The organism is Gordonia sp. NPDC003585 (genome assembly GCF_040610755.1).
Taxonomy (GTDB): domain Bacteria; phylum Actinomycetota; class Actinomycetes; order Mycobacteriales; family Mycobacteriaceae; genus Gordonia.
On sequence record NZ_JBEXMX010000066.1, the window covers coordinates 11,941 to 31,428 of the forward strand.

A 19,488-nucleotide genomic window follows, 5' to 3' on the forward strand; every position below is an offset into this window, starting at 1 on the left:
AACTCCCACTTACACACGAAACCTCCTGTGTAAGTGGGAGTTTTGTGTGTGCGGACTGGTCAGCGGTAGCAGGCCCGCCACCCCTGCGACCTCAGTACCACCACATCGCAGTAGGTGGCACGCGGGTAGTAGGCGCCCATACTGACGGCGGGATCACCGCCCCTGCTCTGCGCCGCCTGCACCGATGAGGGGTAGAAGCCCGACGACGGCAACATGTTTCGCAGAAAGACCACTTTGGTCGGCACATTCGTGTCACCCCAGCCGATCACCGTCGCCGTCGGGTCCGACGAGCGACTCAGGTCTGCGGGTGCGGCGACCACGTATGTGTAGTAGCCGTCGCTGTCGAGGCGCGTCTGGAAGTCGGCCGCACACGCCACCACCGGGTACGGGGTCACCTTGTCGTTCTGGCACATCGACCAATAGCGCAGGCCGACTCCAGGTTGCGCGGGTGATGCACCGGCGCGCGTGTTCGGATAGGTCGGCGCCTTCCCGCGGATCACGACGACGCGTCCCTTCCGGTAGGTCAGACCCGCACCGATGTACTTGTTGTCGCCGTTCGGAAACAGGCCGGCGGTCGAGTTCGGATTGACGAAGGTCGCCTCCGGCGATCCGGCCGGGAAGGAGTTCGCGGCCGCGCCCGCGATCGCCCGATCGAACACCGACGTGAGCGCCGCGGCGATCGGACCGCTGTAGTTGCGCGGGTTGAACGGCACTGCGCACGGCCGGAGCGTGACCTGCGCTCCGCCGAGATGCATGACGACCGTGGGAAGTTCGACACCCCCACTCAGCGACGAAGGATCGTCGGGAACGTACACCCGGACGATGAGGAACCCGACCGGCACCCGCTGTGCACCCGCCGCGGGCAGGCCGCGAATCTCGTTGCGGGAGCGATTCGGTGCACGATTGACCACCGTGGCCTGCCATGAACCACCCGCGGCCGCCGCTGGATCCACGAACGGGTTGACATCGTTGCCGGCAGGCCGGATCTGGTTGTCCCGCAACGTGTCCACCGTGTTGAAGTCGGTGCCGTAGGTGTTCAGCGAGAAGTACCGCGCGTGCGGGTAGCGGCCCGACAGCGAGATCGAATCGCCCGGCCCCAGCGCATACGGCAACACCCAGTAGGTCGCGTTGACGTCCGGGAAGGCGACATTGAGGTCATCACGATTGGACATGATCTGCCACGCGCAGACCGGTCCCGGGGTGTCGCCCTGACCGACCGGCTCGGCCCGGCCGACCGCTGTCCCGAACGTCGTGAGCGTCGCTGCGACGACGCTCACGATCACCACCACCGCGCTACGCCACGACCTCATCGGAGGGCTCCGGCGCCTAGTCTTCGGTCACCGTCAAGCAGTAGCTCAGCTCGGGCGACCTGGTGTAATGCAGCGACTGCTGACCGGAATCGCAATTGGGTGGGCCCGACTGCCGGGAGTCGATCTTGACCGCCACGAAGGCGCTCTGTGGCGCCGAGCCGCAGCTGATCTCTCGCACGTCAGAGAGCGATCCGGCCACTGAGGGCCACTCGTAGCACTTGCCGACCTGCATTTCTCGGGCGAGGCACAGCGTCTTGCTATCGTCACCGGACCCGCGGAACCACACTGTGTCATACGATTCGCCGCATTGGCTGCTCACGTCGACCTTGGCGGCCACCGACCAATGGAAGTCGGACGTGCCGCAGTCGATCTTCACCGGCTTGATGCTGGTGCCGGAATCCTTCTCGATTCGTACGCAGTCGCCGACCGCCACATCATCGGAGTCATTGACGTTGTCCTTGTTCGCCCAACCCAATGCGAACAGGCCGATGATGCCGATCACGACCAGGAACACAAAGATGCCCAGGCCGATCCACAGCCACTTCAGACTGGACTTCTTGGGCGGCGGCGTGAACCCACCGCCCGCCGGCGCGGGGTACGGCTGATAGGCGCCCGGCTGGGCCGCCGGATCGGGTTGATACGGCTGCCCGGCCTGGTATGGCTGGCCGGGTTGATACGGCTGCCCAGGCTGATACGGCTGGCCGGGCTCGTTCGGCGGAACACCGGGCTGACCAGGATAGGGCGGTGGAGTCGTCATGGACAGAGATGCTACTTCTTCTCATGTCCGATTCAGCGCATTGGTTGTGATGCACCGATTCCGACGCCTACTTGAGGAGCAGGCTGTCGCGGATCAGCTGGTTCGGATCGAGAGTGCAGAACACAGCCACAAGGCGATAGGCGTTCTCGTTCGACGAGAGCAGCGGCCGGTCGTGGCGCTGCGCGTAGGCCCGAATGGTCGCCTGCTGCTGTTCGGGAGTCAGCGAGATGTAGGTGCCACAGGTCATCTGATCCGGATCGGTCGCCGCCCCGGATTGCGGCGGTATCGACGTCGACGTCGTCGTACTCGTTGTAGTCGTCGTCGACGTGGTGCTGGTGGTGGTCGACGGTGAACTCGACACCACCGAGCCGGACGTCGGTATCGCCGTGCCTTCGACGTCGCGCGAACAACCCCCGACCACGAGGCCGAGCGCTGCGGCGGCGGCCATCACCGCCGCAGCGCGCCTCGCGTTGTTTCCCCCAACAGGCATAGCGCCAGATTACTTCGGTGGCATCCGGATGCCGCCGTCGACGCGGACAACTTCGGCGTTCATGTACGAGTTGGTGGCCAGTTCGACCACCATCGACGCGAGTTCGTCGGCCACACCGAGACGATGCGGGAACAGTACCGACTCGCCCAGCTTTGCCTTGAACGCCTCGGCGGCCTCGCCCTCGCCGTAGATCGGGGTGTCGATCAGGCCCGGAGCAACGGTGTTCACCCGGATGCCGACCGCCGCCAGGTCACGAGCGACCGGCAGCGTCATGCCGACCACACCGCCCTTGGATGAGGAGTAGGAGGCCTGGCCGATCTGACCGTCGAAGGCCGCGACACTGGCCATGTTGACGATCGCGCCACGTTCGCCGTGCGCGTCGAGCGGCTCGTTGCGGCTCATCGCCGTCGCGGCCAGACGGATCGCGTCGAAGGTGCCGATCAGATTGATCGCGATGACCTTCTTGTAGGCGTCGAGGTTGTGCGCCGACGCGAACTCGCCGTCGCGGCCGATGGTGCGCTGCGCCCAGCCGATGCCGGCCGAGTTGACCAGGACCCGCAGCGGGCCGAGTTCGGCGGCCTTGTTGACCGCGGCCTCGATCTGGTCGGTCTGGGTGACGTCGACGCTGACGAACGCGCCGCCGATCTCCTTGGCGAGTTCCTCGCCCTTTTCTGCGTTGAGGTCGGCGACGACCACCTTCGCGCCCTTGGCCGCCAGCTGGCGGGCCGACGCCGCGCCGATGCCCGACGCGCCGCCCGTGACAATTGCACTAGCTCCGTTGATATCCACGTTTCGGAGGATAGCCACCCCGCGTATGACTCGGAACACATGCCCCTCGATGTTTCTTCATGGTCACTTCGGAAGCTGCACCTGCGCGGGCGTCCATCGGTTGGTCGTGGAACCGTCCCCCACTTGTCCATAGGTGTTGGCACCCCAGCAGAAGACGCCTCCGCCGTCGACAGCGCACGTCGATCCCTCGGCGGTACTGATGTCGGTCACGTCCGCGACACCGGACAGTTTCTGCGGCGTGCTGACGCTGCTGGGACCCTCCTGACCGAACTGTCCGGTGGAGTTGGAGCCCCAGCAGTACGCGTCGCCGCCGGCGACTGCGCAGGTGGTGTTCGCCCCGGTCGAGATCGCCGTCACCTTCGACAGGTCACGCACCTTCTGTGGTGTCGTCGCCGAGGTCGACCCACCGTCACCGAGCTGACCCGAGTCGTTGTCGCCCCAGCAGTACGCATCACCGCCGCTGACCGTCGCGCACACCGTACCGGCATCGGTGGTCACGGCCGTCGCCTTGCCGATCCCGTCGATCTTGGTCGGCGTGACCACATCCGACGTGTTGCCCGGACCCACCTGCCCCTCGTCGGCACGACCCCAGCAGTACACGTCCCCGCCGGCAATCGCGCAGGTCGTACCGTCGTCGGTGTCGATCGCGGTCACATCGGCCAGTTGCGAAATCTGCCGTGGCATCGCCACTTCCCCTGTGGCACTGCCATTCCCGAGCTGGCCGTCGCCGTTGTCGCCCCAGCAGTACGCCTTGCGGTCCGCGACCGCGCAGGTGGTGTCGTAGCCCGTCGAAACCGCCGTCACACCTGATAGACCCGCCACCATGAGTGGAGTTGCGCTCGACGTCGGGGTTTCACTCCCGAGCTGGCCGAAACCGTTTGCGCCCCAACAGTAGAGCTCACCGCGCGACACGGCGCAGACGTTGCCCCGTTCCAGGTCGACGTCGTAGTCGCTGGAGATCACGGAGACACCGGTCAGGTCGGGGACCAGTGTCGGCTGATCTGTCACGGCCGGGTTGTCGTCGGCCAGACCTTGCGCGCTCTTGCCCCAGCAGTAGACCTTGCCGCTGCTCAGGACACATGCGGCGGGGCCCGCACTGACGGAGGTGTCGGGCTTCGCGTCGTCACCGCCGACGAGCAGCAACACAGTGGTGGTCGCCGCGACCGCGACGATGATGACCGCAGCGACCGCGCCGAGGACCCACCACAGTCCGCGACGGCCCTTTCGCGGCGTCGGACCCGGATACCGGTTTGCATTCGGCGGGGGTGGCCATGGGCCGGGCGGGGGTCCGGTGGCGACCGTCGAGGGATAACTCGCGCGGACAGTTGACTGATCGACGGGGTCGACGGGCGTGAATTCGTCTGGCAGTCCCCCGCGCAGTCCGGTCGTCAGTGCCGCAGCGAAGGTCGAACAGGAGGGGTAGCGCAGGTCGGGATCGTCGGAGAGTGCGGCCGCGAACACCGGATCGAGGTTCACCGCGTCGGCCCGCAGGGCACCGATCGGCGCGATGTGCGGTGCCGTCGGAGCCGTGCCGGTGAGCCGCTGGTAGGCAATCGCCGCCAGCGAATACTCGTCTGCGCGTGCCGTCGCCGGACCCGTCGCGGTCTCGGGCGCCGCGTAGGGCGACCCGGTCGATCCGGCAACGGCGGCGCCGATTCCGAAGTCCGACAGCAGAACCCGCAACGTCGACGCCGGTCCATCCGAACCGACGAAGATGTTCGCGGGCATCAGGCGCCCATGCACAACCCCGTGCCGGTGTGCGTGATCGAGCGCGGCTGCCGCCTGCTCGATCACCGCCCCGACCTCGCCGACCGACAGCGGTTCGGCGTCGAGTCGTCGGCCGGCGATCCGATCGGTGACGAACCACGGCACACCGTCTTCCACACCGTGCCGACGAACCGCGACGATCCCCGGATGCTCGAGTTGTGCCCAGGCGCCGAGCGCCTCCGCTACCCGCGACTGCATGTCGACATCGACCGCACTGGTGACGACAGTCAGCACTCGCGGCTCCGACCGTTCGGCCTCCACGAGGTAGTTCTCACCGAATTCGCCGACACCGGCCGAGGACACCACCCGATTGTCGGCGAAGACATCACCCGGGCTCAGCGGCATGGTCATCCCCTGTCGGTGTCGCCGCCCAGATTGGCGCTACGTATCGGACGGCTCGTGCGTCAGATCGTATCGGAGGCGCGAATGTCCGACCCTCCATGCGAAAGACTCCATCCGTTCCAGGACACCTCACCGACCGTCGTTGTCGCGCTGTCGGAGTCACCGCATCGCCCGGTGTTGGCCTACTGGTGCGGCTGTGGTTGGGTGCGGGGTGGGTGTCTTCGACTGCGCGGCAACGGTTTCCCGTGGCGTCGCGGTTCACACTATGGAGTTCTCAAGGTACGGGTGCGGTCCCGACCGGGGTCGGGTGCGAAAGGTGCTACGCGGTTGGCTGGTTCAGGTTGGTGGGTTCAGGCGGCGTTGTCCAGGCGCATGGTGCGTCGGTTGTAGGCCGGTAGTGGTCTCCTTTCCGGATCGACACTGGCCGGCGGGACCAGCCAGGGGTGGCGGTCATGTCCAAGCACCACATCCCACCCGTTGTGGTGCACATCGGTGTGGCAGGACGGGCAGAGTAGGCACCCGTTGTCCAGGACGGTTTTGCCGCCGTCGGCGTGGTGTTTGATGTGGTGTGCGTGGGCCCAGGACGCCGGCGCTCCGCATTTGATGCAGCACCCTCCGTCACGCACGATCAACGCTCGACGCAGGTGTGGTGGGAACAGGCGTAGGTTGTCGGTCATCGCGACCGGCACCCCGTCCTTGTCGACGGTGATCCCGGTGACCGTCGCATCACAGGTCAACAACCGGGCGGTGTCCAGGGTGACGGGTCCGGTGAACGCCATCGACGCCAGATCCGGATTGTCCGCCGGCAACGTGAGCAGCACTTGATGTTTCGGCATGCCCACCAACCCGTCATCCCCGTGGGCGGCGGCATCAAGGATGCGTTCCAACGCTTCGGAGCGGCGACGCCCGGGCGAGCGGGCATCCGGAGAGCCGTCGGGTTCGGGACGGGGTGCGGCCAGGGCGTCGATCATGGTGTGCAGTTTCTCCCCGATCACCGCATCCACATCCCCACGCACCACGACCCGACCGTCACCGTCGGTGGCAACATCAAAGGTGTTGATGTCGCGGTCATCGCGAGCGGGTACCGCGGCGGGAGCATCGTCGGCGACCTGGTTACCCAGGGTGCGGGCACGGCGGTCGATGTCGGCGGGGGTGGCGCCGGAGAAGGCTTGGGCCAGAAGATCGGTCACACAGGTTTGACGCTGCGACTCCGACAGCGGTTCCCTCGCCCGCACACCGATATGGGACAGTCCGCGGGCGATCGCATCCGCGTGCTCGCCGGAGACAGACCCGTCAGCGGTGTGACCGGCCAACCGCGGCGTACCGGCCAAAGCAACACCGATACGCAGCAACCGAGTGGCGACCGCGGGCGCGGCGCCCATGACGATCAACAGTTCGCGGGTGGTGCGACCCTGCTTCTTCGCGAGCCCCAGGCGTTCGACAGCACCAACCAACACCGCGGCGTGGTGGTCGACCAGGTTTCGTAGCCGCAGCAGCGCCGACAGGGCGTCGTGCACCTCACGGCCGGTGTCGGGTGGTGCGAACTCGGCGAGTTGGTCGCAAAGGTGTTCGATGTGGGGCATGCGTCCAGAATACTCGAACACGTATGCGAGTCAAGAACTATTTTCGCAGCTCAGGGACCATAAATCTCTTCAGTGAACTGCAGTGAACCGTGGTGAACAGGAGCCACTCCAGTCACAAATCAGACATCGACATCCTGCACCATCACATGGTCGTGTTCGATTGAGCCGTTGAGGTCGAAGGTCTTGGTGCCGACCCGGCGGAAGCCCATCTTCGTGTAGAACCGCTGAGCCCGGAAGTTCTCCTCGTTGACGCCGAGCCAGATCTGCACACTGCCGTGCGCACGTGCCGACTCGATCGCGGCCGTCATCAACGCTCGAGACGCCGACTGGGCCCGGCCGCGCGCGTGATGGTCGGGCAGCACGTACATCTTCGAGACCTCGGAGACCGGTCGGGTGGCGATCACCTCGCGCACTTGCGGGTTCTGCGGTTCGGTGTGGAACACGAGGGAGTATCCGAGAATTGGTCCGCCCGGTTCCTGCCGTGCGACCAGCACGTCACAGTCGGGGTCGTCGATGTACCCGCGAAAGTCGTTCGGTCGCAGGTTGGTTGCCAGGAAGCCCGCAATGTCCTCCGGTGTGGAGTGCGGCGGGCACGCCAGCGGGAAAGTCACTTGTGCCACCGCGGACACGTCGTCGGCGAGACTGCGGTCGGTAACCGCCTCGACACTCAGGTGTGCTGTGGATTCCACGATCCGAAAGTATCCCAGAGAGGAGTGTCGCAGAGGGGTGCGGCCGCGTCGGCGGCTACTTGCCCGCCCTCACACCAGTGCGAGGCGGCGCGATTCGACGCGCGCAACGGCGGCGCGCAGACGATCTTCACGGTCGACGATGTCGTCGACGTGACGCGTGATCGGCAGCAGTTCGGTGACGACGTCGGTGCCGCTGACGGCGAATCCGTTGGTCTTCACCCATTCGAGAGTGAACTGGAGGGCATCGCGATCAGCGGTCATGACAGATCCTGGGGGTGGGCTGTTGGTTGGGGGTTACAGCATTTCGGACCCGCTGCGGGCAACGGGTCCGATTGGTGCGCGATACTGGGATTGAACCAGTGACCTCTTCCGTGTCAGGGAAGCGCTCTCCCGCTGAGCTAATCGCGCGGGTATGAAATTGATGGTCTGGAGGTGGCGACGGGAATCGAACCCGTGTACACGGCTTTGCAGGCCGTTGCCTCACCACTCGGCCACACCACCAGATGCGAGTCGACTCGCGCCGAGCGGATGACGGGATTCGAACCCGCGACCCTCACCTTGGCAAGGTGATGCGCTACCAGCTGCGCTACATCCGCATGCTCGTGAGCTGATCTTGTGGACCGTTTTGTTGCTCACGACGCGATGGTGAACATTATCCGACCAACACGCAGTAGCCAAATCGCCTGGTCAGAGGCGTAGCTCGGCGGCACGGCGGCAACACGGCGCATCGGCGCGAAGGGATTTGGGATGCAGCGGTGCCAGCGTGTAGTCTTCTGCCTCGTGCACAGCGCCAACGCGCGTCGCACGCACGGTCCCGTGGCTCAGTGGAAGAGCGTCCCGTTCACACCGGGAAGGTCGCTGGTTCGATCCCAGCCGGGACCACCAAGTATCAGCCGGTGACGACTGCTCTCGCGTACCGTCGATCCGATGACGCACACAGACGTGACGGCCCCTGCGGTGTCCACCACGGGCGGCCGGGTGTCCGGCCTGAATGCCGATGGGATCTTCGCCTACCTCGGAATCCCTTACGCGGCACCGCCCATAGGCGAGGCGGCCTTTGCCGCTCCCGCTCCTCCCGCTGCATGGGATGGCGTCCGGCCGGCCACGGAGTACGGGCCCACAGCCCCACAGGTCGGCTATCCCGCTCCGGTCGCGGCGCTGCTCGACAACGTGATCGTGCTCGGCGACGACTACCTGAACCTCAACGTGTGGACCCCGGACCCGAGCGCAGGCGGCCGACTGCCGGTGATGGTGTGGATTCACGGCGGTGCGTTCACGAGAGGTTCCAACCGCATCGAGATGTATGCCGGGGACACGTTCGCGCGGGACGGCGTTGTCTGCGTCGGGATCAACTATCGGCTTGGCACAGCAGGTTTCGCGTCGATCGAGCGGGCGCCGGACAACCGCGGGCTACTCGATCAGATCGCCGCGCTGCACTGGGTGCACGACAACATCGCGGCGTTCGGCGGCGACCCCGACAACGTGACCGTCTTCGGCGAGTCTGCGGGCGCGATGAGCGTCGCGTCACTGTTGGCGTCTCCGCTCGCCGCCGGCCTGTTCCAGCGCGCCGTCATGCAGAGCGGCAACGGCTCTGCCGCTGCCGATCCCGCCGACGCTCGCAAGGTCACCGCCCGCATGGCGCAGATCCTCGAGATCGAGGCCACCGTGGAGGCCTTCGGCAAGCTCGGCGTGGAAGACATGCTGCAGGCGCAATCGACGGTGGCGTTGGAGTTGATGCTGGATCCGAACCCGGAGGTGTGGGGACGCACGGTCGTCGATGTCGGCATGGGGATCATGTCGCAGTTCCCGGTGGTCGATGGGAAGGTGCTCACGGCGCTTCCGCACGAGGCGATTTCGGCTGGTGCCGGTGCTGACACACCGCTGCTCGCCGGCTGGAATGCCGATGAGTTCCGGTTCTTCCTGGTCGCGACCGGCGGTGCGCAGGCCGTCACCGAGGAAGCCGCGGCCGGCATCCTCGGACGCGGTCCCGGCGGCCTCGATTACCTGCGCAGTCGGCTCGATGCGGGCGCGAGCCCGGGTGAGGCGGTCAGCGAGGCGCTCACTGCACGAGCGTTCTCGTCACCCACCACCGCGATCGCCGAGTCTCGGACGACCGGCACGACGCACGTGTACGAATTCGGGTACCGCAGTCCGCAGGCGGATATCCAGGCCGGTCACGCCGTGGAGATCCCGTTCGTCTTCGACCATCTGGAGTCCGCTCATGCGTTGGTGGGGCCCGAACCCGACCAACGCGTCGCCGACGAGATGCATCACGCGTGGGTGAGCTTCGCGGCCACCGGTGATCCGGGGTGGGCAGCACATCGAAGCGCCGACGATGTGCAGCGTTTCGTCTGATCTTTCTGCGCACGGTGAAAGTGATGGAGCACGGCGAAAGTCCGTTTTCCGACGGGCAGCGTTGACGCCGGTCGCGTGACGCAACGACAATTGACTATGGCGTTGCACGACGGCGAGTACGAGCCCGCAGGCCCGCTCAGCGAGTACGAGATGATCCTCGGCGCCAACGCCGAGGCGTACCTGAGCGAGCAAGCCGTCGTGTTCCTTAGCCGGGGCTTCGACCGGTTGGCCGACCGTGAGTTCTGCGTGGCGTGCCCGGCCGCGCTGCTGTGCGCCGCGGCGGAGCACGAACTGAACAGGCTTGTTCCCAACACCCGCCGTGACGTTGCACCGTGGCGGCGACAGATGGCGGCTCGAGCGCTCAGCGGCATGAGCATCACCACCGTCGACCACCCTGACGCCGAGGACATCTGTTTCAGCAAGGTGGTGCGTGCCATCGAACACGGAATCCTCCTCGAACCGGCGGACACGCCGAGTTCGATGGACCCGCTCGATCCCGTTGACCGTCAGTTGTTGTGGCTGGCCGATCGGGTTCGGACGTTCATCAAGGACGTCGCGGGCCGACTGGCGAGTGGACAGCACCTCTAACGCTGTGAGCCAGAGTCTCGTTGCCGAAACGCCAGCGATGTGGTCCCGTCTGGACCACGATCACTTCTTCCGGGGCTGGCGGAGGTACCCGTACAGCGCGGCGCGGTAGCCGCGTTCGTACGCTTCCTTCTCGTCGGGGATTCGACCGTCGGCCAGCATGGTTGACGCGTGGTGTGAGGCCCAGGCACGTGGCAGCGACGCCAGATGCGCTGATGCGTCGTCGAATCCGGACTCGAAGCGCTCGTGATCCAGCGACGCGTCGCAGATTGCAGATTCGGGCGGGATGGCGTGGGGGAGAGCGATGACGCGGGAGTCCGAAGTGGTCATGACGTAGACCGCCTTTCTGCAAGTGTCCGATAGAGGGTGGCGCGACTCACTCCGAGTGCGTCGGCGATGGTGGGGACGCGATCTCCGTTGGCGCGCATGCGTTCTGCGAGCTCGATCTGCTCGTCGTTGAGAACTCGTGGCCGGCCCAGGGTGGCACTCCCGGTGGGTCGACGAACGGGTGGCTGTCGGGTCGAGGAATCGTCGACCGCGCCCAGGGAGGCGAGAACCCCGATGATCATCGAGCCGGTCTCGTCACCGCTGTCTACTCGTTCGCGCAGCGCGCGCAGCGCGATCCCGCGCTCGGTGAGCAGGCGTGTCGTGCTGAGGATCTCGGTCCTCGTCTGCCCGAGACTGTCGATGCTCGGTACGACGACGGTGTCACCAGCTCGCGCGTAGTCGAGGAGGGCATCGAACCCCGGACGCGACCTGGCCGGTGGGCCCGTCGAATGATCGTCTGTGTAGATGCGGTTGGCATCGAGGCCGGTCGACAGAAGGGCGTCGATCTGCGACTCGAGGCCGGCGGCCGCCGCATGGCCACGTGCATAGCCGAGTTCCAGGCCGGCCGGAGTCTCCGGTGAATCGAGCGACATGTTCTGCATGCTATCTCGAAATAGTTTCGAGATGTGCGAGGTCTCCCCAGAGTGTTGTGAGACGTGACGCCCAAGTCGTGCGCATAGCAGCAAGTAACAGCGAGATGAGACTTTAGATACGAGACAATCTAATTTGCGACAACTGAGATGCCTGGTCCGGTGGGTAGGGCATCGGTTTGCACGCCTTACGATTTCGCCACCATTGGCGTTTCGCCCTCTGGCCTGCGGCGACTCTCCAGTACCGTCTGACTCATGCCGGAGACGAGTGCGCTGTCGCGACGCTCGTCGATGACGATCGGGCGGCGTCCGGTGATCGTGGTCGCGATTCTTGCCGTGTTGGTAATCTGGTGGCAGGCAAAGGTTCTGCCGTTCGGCGACCCGTTCTACGGACTGTTTCAGAACGCCACCGACCTGCGCGTCTACCGGGCCGGAGCCCGCACGGTCCTCGACGGCCGACCGCTGTACACGAACAGCGTGTTGTGGAATCTCGACTTCACCTACCCGCCGTTCGCCGCGCTGGTGATGACCCCCTTTGCCCTCCTGGAGGTCGCCACCGCCAAGGCGGTCTGGTTTGCGGCGACATTCGTCGCGTTGTGCGCGGTGATCGTGCTGAGTTTCCGCAGCCTGGGATACCGGATCGACCGGAGTCTGCTGATCTTCTCGGTGTTCGCGACGGTGGCGGCGACAGCACTCGAACCCGTGCGAACCACCGTGTGGCTCGGCCAGGTCAACATCTTCCTGATGCTGTTGGTGCTGGCCGACCTTGTGCTCCTGGACATGATCCGACCGGGGAGCCGGTTGCGCGGGATCGGAGTGGGCATCGCGGCCGGCATCAAGCTGACCCCGGCGTTCTTCGTCGTCTATCTACTGTTCGTGCGCCGCTGGCGGGCCGCGGCGACCGCCGTCGTCGCCTTCGGATGCACGGTGGCGCTCGCGTTCGTCGTCATCCCATCGGATTCGTGGCGGTTCTGGACGGTCGACGCGAGTGGGGCGCCCGCGCGGATCGGTCGCGTCGACTCACCCGCGAATCAATCGATCAACGGATTCATCTCGCAGTTGCTTGCCTACTTCGACATCCGGCGTTTCGCCCATCCGATGCCGGGCGGACCTGTCTTCGAGGCGCCGCTGTGGATGTGGTTGCCGGTGGCGCTGGTGGCCGCCGCACTCGGACTGTGGGCGGCGGTCGTGGCGCAGCGCAACGGGCGCGCGCTGCTGGCGGTGACAATCGTCGGGATGACCGGGTCGACCGTGTCGCCGTTCTCCTGGGGACACCACTGGGTGTGGTTCGTGCCACTGCTGGTTATTGCCTTCGACGAGGCCTACCGTTCGCGCACGCTGTGGGTCTGGTTGGCGCCCGCCGGCATCGTGGCTCTGTCGTTCACCTATTGGTACAACTGGTGGGACAGCGGCCCTCGCTGGACTGCGGACCATGCGATTGCCTTGGGGCTGTTCATGATGCCGCGCTGGCCCGACCCGCAGTGGTTCGACTACCCGCTGGTGGTGCTGTACGCGGGCTGCTATCCGCTCGTGCTGCTGATCACCATCGTCGTGACCCTCGTGGCGGGTGCCCGCCGTCGTCCGGCAACGGTCACGGAGGCCACCACGGCCACATCGGTGATCGTTGTCGACGGTCCGGACCGGCCGGTGGCCGCGTAACCTGTTGGGTATCTGGCATTTCGGACATACCGAAAGGCAGCGTGGAACGGATGGGGGATGATGTCGGCGGCGATGAGGGTGCGCATGTGGCATCGCAAAGGCAGGTATGTCATTCGCCGCAACCGGCATCTGAATCTTGCGTATCGGATCGCGGTCGGCGTGATCGGCGCACTGGTTCTCGCCGGCGGTATCGTCGCCATCCCGTACCCCGGACCTGGCTGGCTCATCGTGTTCCTGGGGCTCGGCATCCTCGCGTCCGAGTTCGACTGGGCGCATCGCCTGCTCCGGTTCGCACGTGGGAAGTACGACGACTGGGCAGAGTGGATGAAGCGTCAGCACTGGTCGTTGCAGGGGGTGTTTGCGCTCGGGACCTGCGCGGTGGTGCTCGGTTCGCTCTGGGTGCTCGGTGCCCTCGGCACCTTCGCGGGCTGGCTGAACATCGACGCGCAGTGGCTTGCCAGCCCGATTTTCTGATCTCTGACCCGGCGGGTGGGAGAACACGGTGGCCACGCGGATACGATCATCGGTGCAAGAACTCCCGAACCGAATCCGAACCAAGGAGCGCTCGACGTGCCCGATGAAGTGTTGGTGACCAGCCCCGCCACGATCCGTGTGCCAGCTGGGACTACCGCGGGCACGGCGCTGCGCGAGCACGACCTGCCGAACAAGGGGCCCGACGCGATCGTCGTCGTACGCGACGCCGCCGGTGAGCTGCGGGATCTGTCGTGGGTGCCCGAACTCGACACCGACGTCGAGCCCGTCGCCGCCCACACCGAGGCCGGGCGCAGCGTGATCCGTCACTCGTGTGCACATGTCCTCGCGCAGGCGGTGCAGGAACTGTTCCCGCAGGCAAAACTCGGCATCGGACCGCCGATCAAGGACGGCTTCTACTACGACTTCGACGTCGCCGATCCCTTCACCCCGGAGGATCTCGCGAAGCTCGAGAAGAAGATGAAGCAGATCATCAAGTCGGGGCAGAGGTTCTCCCGTCGTGTCTACCAGTCCAAGGACGAGGCGAGACTCGAGCTGGCGAACGAGCCCTACAAGCTCGAGCTCATCGATGACAAAGGTGCGGCGGCCGACTCGGAGGTCATGGAGGTCGGCGGCGCAGAGCTCACCGCCTACGACAACCTCAATCCCCGCACCGGCGATCTCATCTGGTGCGACCTGTGTCGCGGCCCGCATGTGCCGACCACCAAGTACATCGCCGCGTTCAAACTCACTCGCAGCTCGGCGGCGTACTGGCGCGGCGACCAGGACAATGCCGACCTGCAGCGGATCTACGGGACCGCGTGGGAATCGGCCGAGGCGCAGGAGGCATATCTCGAACTTCTGGCCGAGGCCGAACGCCGCGATCACCGCAAGCTCGGTGCCGAGCTGGACCTGTTCAGTTTCCCCGACGAACTCGGGTCGGGGCTTCCGGTGTTCCATCCCAAGGGCGGGATCATCCGTACCGAGATGGAGGACTACTCGCGGCGTCGGCACATCGCCGCCGGCTACGAGTTCGTGAACACGCCCCACATCACCAAGGGGCATCTCTACGAGGTGTCGGGCCACCTGGACTGGTATGCCGACGGCATGTTCCCGCCGATGCAGATCGACGCCGAGTTCAACGACGACGGCAGTGTGCGCAAGCCGGCCCAGGACTACTACCTCAAGCCGATGAACTGCCCGATGCACAACCTGATCTTCCGGTCGCGCGGGCGTTCGTACCGTGAACTCCCGTTGCGGCTCTTCGAATTCGGATCGGTCTACCGGTACGAGAAGTCGGGTGTCATCCACGGGCTGACCCGCGTGCGCGGCATGACGCAGGACGACGCGCACATCTACTGCACGCGGGAACAGATGCGCGACGAGCTGCGCTCGTTGCTGACGTTCGTGCTCGACGTGCTCGCCGACTACGGGCTCGACGATTACTACCTCGAGCTGTCCACCAAGGACCCGAAGAAGTTCGTCGGTGACGACGAGTCGTGGGAGATCGCCACCAACACCCTCGCCGAGGTCGCGCAGGAGTCGGGCCTGGATCTGGTGCCGGACCCGGGCGGGGCGGCGTTCTACGGTCCGAAGATCTCCGTGCAGGTCCGTGACGCGCTCGGCCGAAACTGGCAGATGTCGACGATCCAGCTGGACTTCAACCAACCGGCCCGGTTCGACCTGGAGTACACCGGCGCCGACGGTGCCAAGCATCAGCCGGTGATGATCCACCGCGCACTCTTCGGCTCCATCGAGCGCTTCTTCGGTGTCCTCACCGAGCACTACGCGGGGGCGTTCCCGGCCTGGTTGTCACCCGTGCAGGTGGTCGGGATTCCGGTGGCGGAAGCGTTCGCCGATCACCTGCAGGGCGTCGTCGGCGAACTGCGCACGCGTGGGATTCGTGCCGAAGTGGACCACTCCGACGATCGCATGCAGAAGAAGATCCGCAATCACACCACCGGCAAGGTGCCGTTCATGCTGCTGGCGGGGGAGCGCGACGTCGAGGCGGGCGCGGTGAGCTTCCGGTTCCGCGACGGCACCCAGGTCAACGGGGTGCCGGTCGGGCAGGCCGTCGACCTCGTCGACGCGTGGGTTTCGGCCCGACGCAACGAATCGCCGACCGCCGATCTCATCGCCGGGACCACGAGTGCGGATCCGGCCGATGGCTGAACCGGACGGCGTGATCCGCGACTGCGGCACCGGCGACCCGGACCGGCTGCAGCGGCTGTGGAGTCCGCACCGGATGACCTACATCACGTCCGACCCGCCGGAGAAGACGAGTAGCGGGCATCCCTTCCTGGACATCCCGCACATGTCCGACGAGGACGGATTGATCGTCGCTCGGGGCGAGACCGTGTACGCGGTGCTGAACCTGTACCCGTACAACCCCGGTCACACCATGATCGTGCCGTATCGGCAGGTCGCGGACCTCGAGGACCTGAGCCCGGCGGAGTCGTCGGAGCTGATGGGATTCACCCAGCGCATCATCCGGACGATCAAGTCGGTGTCGAATCCCAACGCGTTCAACGTCGGACTCAATCTCGGCTACGCGGCGGGCGGCTCGTTGGCCGAGCACCTGCACCAGCACATCGTGCCCCGGTGGGTCGGGGATGCCAACTTCATCACCGTTGTCGGCGAGACCAAGATCATGCCACAGTTGCTGCGCGACACCCGCGCACTGCTGGCGCAGGCCTGGCAGCGGCTCGGTGACTGACCTGGTGACGATCTTGTCGAAGGGAGTGCGCGGGTGCTGAGCATCCTGGGCCGGGCTTCGGTCTCGAAGGTCACGCTGCCGATCGGACGCGGTCTGCTGCGTACCGGTCTCACCCCGGACGGTATGACACTGATCGGGACGGTCGCGACCATCGCCGCGGCGTTGACCCTGTTCCCCATGGGCCACCTCTTCTGGGGGACCATCGTCATCTGGCTGTTCGTCATGTTCGACATGCTCGACGGTGCGATGGCTCGGGCTCGTGGTGGCGGCACACGATTCGGGGCGGTGCTCGACGCCACCTGTGACCGCATCGCCGACGGAGCCATTTTCGCTGGTCTGGCCTGGTGGTGCGCAGTCACCGAACCACACGACCTGCTGCTCGTCGCGACACTGATCTGCCTGGTCACCTCGCAGGTGATCTCGTATGCGAAGGCACGTGCCGAGGCCAGTGGACTGTACGGCGACGGTGGCCTCATCGAACGTCCCGACCGCCTCATCATCGTCCTGGTGGGATCGGGTCTGACCGGGCTGGGCCTCGATTGGGCGATCCATGTCGCCATGTGGCTGCTCGCGGCGGGCAGCGTGATCACCGTCGGGCAACGCATGTGGTCGATCTCGCGTTCTCCGGGGGCCCGCGACCTCATCCCGACGGAGAAGACGCCGCCCGACGGGGAGCAGGCAGACGAGAACGAGGGGCACTGATGCGCGTCCCAGGACTCGGGCGCGTGCGGGAATCCTTGTCCGCCAACGCCTACCGTGCGGGATGGGCCGCGATCCGCTACGCTCCCGACGGCCTCGCACGACAGGGATTCGACACCGCGGGCCGACTCGTGGGGCGTATCGACGACAACGATCAGCTGCGTCGCAACCTGGCCCGGGTGCTCGGCGTCGAGCCGCGCGATGTTCCGAGCGAGCTGATGGGGCAGGCGATGGCGTCCTACGCCCGCTACTGGTACGAGGCATTCCGGTTGCCGTCCATGGACTTTCAGGAGGCGGCGGCCAACGTCTACCTCTCGGATGACCAGATCGAGTTGTTCGAGGCCGAGCTCGCGAAGGGCAAGGGCCTGATCTTCGCGCTGCCGCACAGCGGCAACTACGACATGGCCGGGGTGTGGCTGGTTCAGCACAACGGGACATTCGCGACCGTCGCCGAACGGCTCAAACCCGAATCCTTGTTCCGTCGATTCGTCGACTATCGCGAGAGCCTCGGCTTCGAGATCTTCCCGCTGACCGGTGGTGAGCGCCCGCCGTACGAACAGCTCGCCGACCGTCTGCGAGCGGGAAAGATCATCTGTCTCATGGGTGAACGCGATCTCAACCACACCGGTGTTCCGGTGACCATGTTCGGGGAGCGGACCCGGATGCCGGCCGGGCCCGCGAAACTCGCCATCGACACCGGCGCTGCGCTGATGCCCGCGCACCACTGGTTCACCGAGGGCGCCACCTCGCGGCTGCAATGCGGTCCGCGCATCGATACCGAGGGCGGCGTCGCAGCGACCACTCAGCGCCTCGCGGACGCCTTCGCCACCAACATCGCCGCACACCCCCAGGACTGGCACATGTTGCAACCGTTCTGGGAGGCCGACTGGACCGAAGGGCAACGCGCCCGAGTGGCGGGCAATCCCGGTGCGGCACAACATGCGGACGGGGAGGCGTCGTGAGAATCGGCATGGTGTGCCCCTACTCGTTCGACGTGCCCGGTGGCGTGCAGGCCCACGTAATGGAACTCGCCCAGGTGTTCATCGAACGCGGACACGAGGTCAGCGTGCTCGCGCCGGCCGCCGACGACACCGAGCTGCCGGACTACGTCGTCCGCGCGGGACCGGCGCTGGCGATCCCGTACAACGGCTCGGTCTCTCGGGTGAACTTCAGCCCCAAGGGATACCTGCGGTTGCGTCGCTGGATTGCCGAGAACGCCTTCGACGTACTCCACGTGCACGAGCCGAACGCACCCAGCATTTCCATGTTGTCGCTGATGGTGGGTTCCGGCCCGATTGTCACGACCTTCCACACCGCCACCTCACGGTCGTTGTGGCTGAGCACCTTTCAGGGAATCCTGCGGCCCTACCACGAACGCATCGCGGGCAAGATCGCGGTGAGCGAACTCGCACGTCGCTGGCAGATGGAGTCGCTCGGGTCCGACGCGGTCGAGATACCCAACGGAATCAACGTGTCCGCATTCGCCGATGCCGAGCCGCTCGACGGTTATCCGTGGCCGGGCGGCTCGGTCCTGTTCCTGGGTCGTTTCGACGAACCGCGCAAGGGTATCGACATCCTGATGCGCGCACTGCCCGCGATCGTCGAGCAATTCCCCGACGTCCGCATCCTGGTGGTGGGCGGCGGAAACCAACGAGCGCTGCGGCGGCGCGCGGGCGATCTCGCCGACCACCTCGTGTTCCTCGGCCAGGTCGACGACGCCACCAAGGCCCGGGCCCTGCGTTCGGTGGATGTCTACTGCGCGCCGAACCTCGGCGGCGAGAGCTTCGGCATCGTCCTCGTGGAGGCAATGGCGGCCGGCGCCGCGGTGATCGCCAGCAGCCTCAACGCTTTTCGGCGTGTTCTCGACGACGGTCGGGCCGGACGACTCGTGACCACCGGATCGCCGGAGGAACTGGCCGAGGGGGTCGTCGATCTGCTGTCCGACACGCAAGCGCGGGCCGAGTTGGTGCGGGCCGGTCGGGTGCGCGCGGACCGGTACGACTGGTCGCGGGTCGCCGACCAGATTCTGCGCGTGTACGACACGGTCACGGTTGGCGCCGGCCCGGTGGTGGTGTCGGACTGATGTCTCCCACGACGACGCTGATTCTGCTGGTCGCGATCGTGGCGATCGTCCTTCTGGTCGGCTGGGCCGTGCAGACCGCCAATCGCCTCGACCGGCTCAATGTGCGCGTGGACCTCGCGCGCCAAGCCCTCCATGCCTCGCTGGACCGGCGATCGGTGGTGGCCCGGGCCATCGCAACCGACATGGCGGCATCGGGCACCCCGGAGGTCGTGACATCGGCGCGTGACCTGGCTGCGGTCGCAGATCATGCCGAACGCGCCGACCCCGCGACGCGGG

At 66.1% G+C, this 19,488-nt stretch carries 19 protein-coding genes, 4 tRNA genes and 1 pseudogene; 11 read left to right on the forward strand and 13 right to left on the reverse strand.

What is annotated here, in order from left to right; genetic code table 11:
* Positions 1-59 precede the first annotated feature (59 nt).
* The 11 genes from ABZW74_RS17410 to ABZW74_RS17460 form a co-directional block, all read right to left on the reverse strand.
* Positions 60-1,310 carry a hypothetical protein gene (locus ABZW74_RS17410; RefSeq protein ID WP_355277909.1) on the reverse strand — a complete coding sequence of 417 codons (1,251 nt, stop codon included), beginning with the start codon at positions 1,308-1,310 and terminating at the stop codon, positions 60-62.
* A 16-nt stretch (positions 1,311-1,326) separates the two neighbouring features.
* Positions 1,327-2,067 (reverse strand): hypothetical protein, encoded by a 741-nt coding sequence (locus ABZW74_RS17415; protein WP_240860580.1) that lies wholly within the window; start codon positions 2,065-2,067, stop codon positions 1,327-1,329.
* Between the two features lie 67 nt (positions 2,068-2,134).
* Positions 2,135-2,557: a hypothetical protein gene (locus ABZW74_RS17420; protein ID WP_240860579.1), complete on the reverse strand. Its 423-nt coding sequence runs from the start codon at positions 2,555-2,557 to the stop codon at positions 2,135-2,137.
* 9 nt (positions 2,558-2,566) lie between these two features.
* Positions 2,567-3,346 (reverse strand): SDR family NAD(P)-dependent oxidoreductase, encoded by a 780-nt coding sequence (locus tag ABZW74_RS17425; RefSeq protein ID WP_240860578.1) that lies wholly within the window; start codon positions 3,344-3,346, stop codon positions 2,567-2,569.
* 63 nt (positions 3,347-3,409) lie between these two features.
* Positions 3,410-5,464: a hypothetical protein gene (locus ABZW74_RS17430; RefSeq protein WP_240860577.1), complete on the reverse strand. Its 2,055-nt coding sequence runs from the start codon at positions 5,462-5,464 to the stop codon at positions 3,410-3,412.
* A 341-nt stretch (positions 5,465-5,805) separates the two neighbouring features.
* Positions 5,806-7,038 carry a DUF222 domain-containing protein gene (locus ABZW74_RS17435; RefSeq protein ID WP_355277913.1) on the reverse strand — a complete coding sequence of 411 codons (1,233 nt, stop codon included), beginning with the start codon at positions 7,036-7,038 and terminating at the stop codon, positions 5,806-5,808.
* A 119-nt stretch (positions 7,039-7,157) separates the two neighbouring features.
* On the reverse strand, positions 7,158-7,727 hold the full coding sequence (locus tag ABZW74_RS17440) for a GNAT family N-acetyltransferase (protein ID WP_355277916.1): 570 nt from the start codon (positions 7,725-7,727) through the stop codon (positions 7,158-7,160).
* 69 nt (positions 7,728-7,796) lie between these two features.
* The gene (locus ABZW74_RS17445) at positions 7,797-7,988 is read right to left on the reverse strand and encodes a hypothetical protein (RefSeq protein ID WP_240862690.1); all 192 of its coding nucleotides are present in this window, start codon (positions 7,986-7,988) and stop codon (positions 7,797-7,799) included.
* Between the two features lie 72 nt (positions 7,989-8,060).
* A tRNA-Val gene (locus tag ABZW74_RS17450) sits at positions 8,061-8,135 on the reverse strand.
* 19 nt (positions 8,136-8,154) lie between these two features.
* Positions 8,155-8,228 (reverse strand) — tRNA-Cys (locus tag ABZW74_RS17455).
* Positions 8,229-8,250: 22 nt separating this feature from the next.
* Positions 8,251-8,323: transfer RNA gene (locus ABZW74_RS17460), tRNA-Gly, on the reverse strand.
* Positions 8,324-8,537: 214 nt separating this feature from the next.
* Here ABZW74_RS17460 and ABZW74_RS17465 point away from each other — a divergent pair.
* The 3 genes from ABZW74_RS17465 to ABZW74_RS17475 all read left to right on the forward strand — a co-directional run bounded on the left by ABZW74_RS17465 (position 8,538) and on the right by ABZW74_RS17475 (position 10,670).
* Positions 8,538-8,612: transfer RNA gene (locus ABZW74_RS17465), tRNA-Val, on the forward strand.
* A gap of 42 nt (positions 8,613-8,654) precedes the next feature.
* Positions 8,655-10,082, forward strand: a complete 1,428-nt coding sequence (locus ABZW74_RS17470; RefSeq protein WP_355277918.1) for a carboxylesterase family protein — start codon at positions 8,655-8,657, stop codon at positions 10,080-10,082.
* A gap of 96 nt (positions 10,083-10,178) precedes the next feature.
* A complete protein-coding gene (locus tag ABZW74_RS17475) occupies positions 10,179-10,670 on the forward strand; it encodes a hypothetical protein (protein ID WP_240862694.1) in 492 nt (163 codons plus the stop codon).
* 60 nt (positions 10,671-10,730) lie between these two features.
* Here the strand turns inward: ABZW74_RS17475 and ABZW74_RS17480 are convergent, their stop codons facing one another.
* Positions 10,731-10,997, reverse strand: coding sequence for a hypothetical protein (locus tag ABZW74_RS17480; protein ID WP_240862696.1), 267 nt, complete (start codon positions 10,995-10,997; stop codon positions 10,731-10,733).
* A complete protein-coding gene (locus ABZW74_RS17485) occupies positions 10,994-11,587 on the reverse strand; it encodes a recombinase family protein (protein WP_240862698.1) in 594 nt (197 codons plus the stop codon). The genes ABZW74_RS17480 and ABZW74_RS17485 overlap by 4 nt, the downstream gene beginning before the upstream one ends.
* Before the next feature lie 252 nt (positions 11,588-11,839).
* On the opposite strand from ABZW74_RS17485, the gene ABZW74_RS17490 reads away from it, so the two are divergent.
* The 8 genes and pseudogenes from ABZW74_RS17490 to ABZW74_RS17525 form a co-directional block, all read left to right on the forward strand.
* The gene (locus ABZW74_RS17490; RefSeq protein ID WP_355277921.1) at positions 11,840-13,243 is read left to right on the forward strand and encodes a glycosyltransferase 87 family protein; all 1,404 of its coding nucleotides are present in this window, start codon (positions 11,840-11,842) and stop codon (positions 13,241-13,243) included.
* A 60-nt stretch (positions 13,244-13,303) separates the two neighbouring features.
* Positions 13,304-13,717, forward strand: coding sequence for a TIGR02611 family protein (locus ABZW74_RS17495; protein ID WP_240862723.1), 414 nt, complete (start codon positions 13,304-13,306; stop codon positions 13,715-13,717).
* Between the two features lie 96 nt (positions 13,718-13,813).
* Positions 13,814-15,886, forward strand: coding sequence for a threonine--tRNA ligase (gene thrS, locus ABZW74_RS17500; RefSeq protein ID WP_240862702.1), 2,073 nt, complete (start codon positions 13,814-13,816; stop codon positions 15,884-15,886).
* Entirely contained in the window at positions 15,879-16,430 is a 552-nt protein-coding gene (locus ABZW74_RS17505) for an HIT domain-containing protein (RefSeq protein WP_240862704.1), read from the forward strand. Before thrS ends, ABZW74_RS17505 begins: the two co-directional genes overlap by 8 nt.
* A 33-nt stretch (positions 16,431-16,463) precedes the next feature.
* On the forward strand, positions 16,464-17,132 hold the full coding sequence (gene pgsA, locus ABZW74_RS17510; RefSeq protein WP_355277925.1) for a phosphatidylinositol phosphate synthase: 669 nt from the start codon (positions 16,464-16,466) through the stop codon (positions 17,130-17,132).
* Positions 17,132-18,091 carry a phosphatidylinositol mannoside acyltransferase gene (locus tag ABZW74_RS17515; protein ID WP_355277928.1) on the forward strand — a complete coding sequence of 320 codons (960 nt, stop codon included), beginning with the start codon at positions 17,132-17,134 and terminating at the stop codon, positions 18,089-18,091. Before pgsA ends, ABZW74_RS17515 begins: the two co-directional genes overlap by 1 nt.
* Positions 18,088-19,212, forward strand: coding sequence for a glycosyltransferase family 4 protein (locus ABZW74_RS17520; RefSeq protein ID WP_240862709.1), 1,125 nt, complete (start codon positions 18,088-18,090; stop codon positions 19,210-19,212). The genes ABZW74_RS17515 and ABZW74_RS17520 overlap by 4 nt, the downstream gene beginning before the upstream one ends.
* A pseudogene (locus tag ABZW74_RS17525) lies at positions 19,212-19,488 on the forward strand (NUDIX hydrolase); the annotation flags it as partial. The gene ABZW74_RS17520 and the pseudogene ABZW74_RS17525, both read left to right, overlap by 1 nt.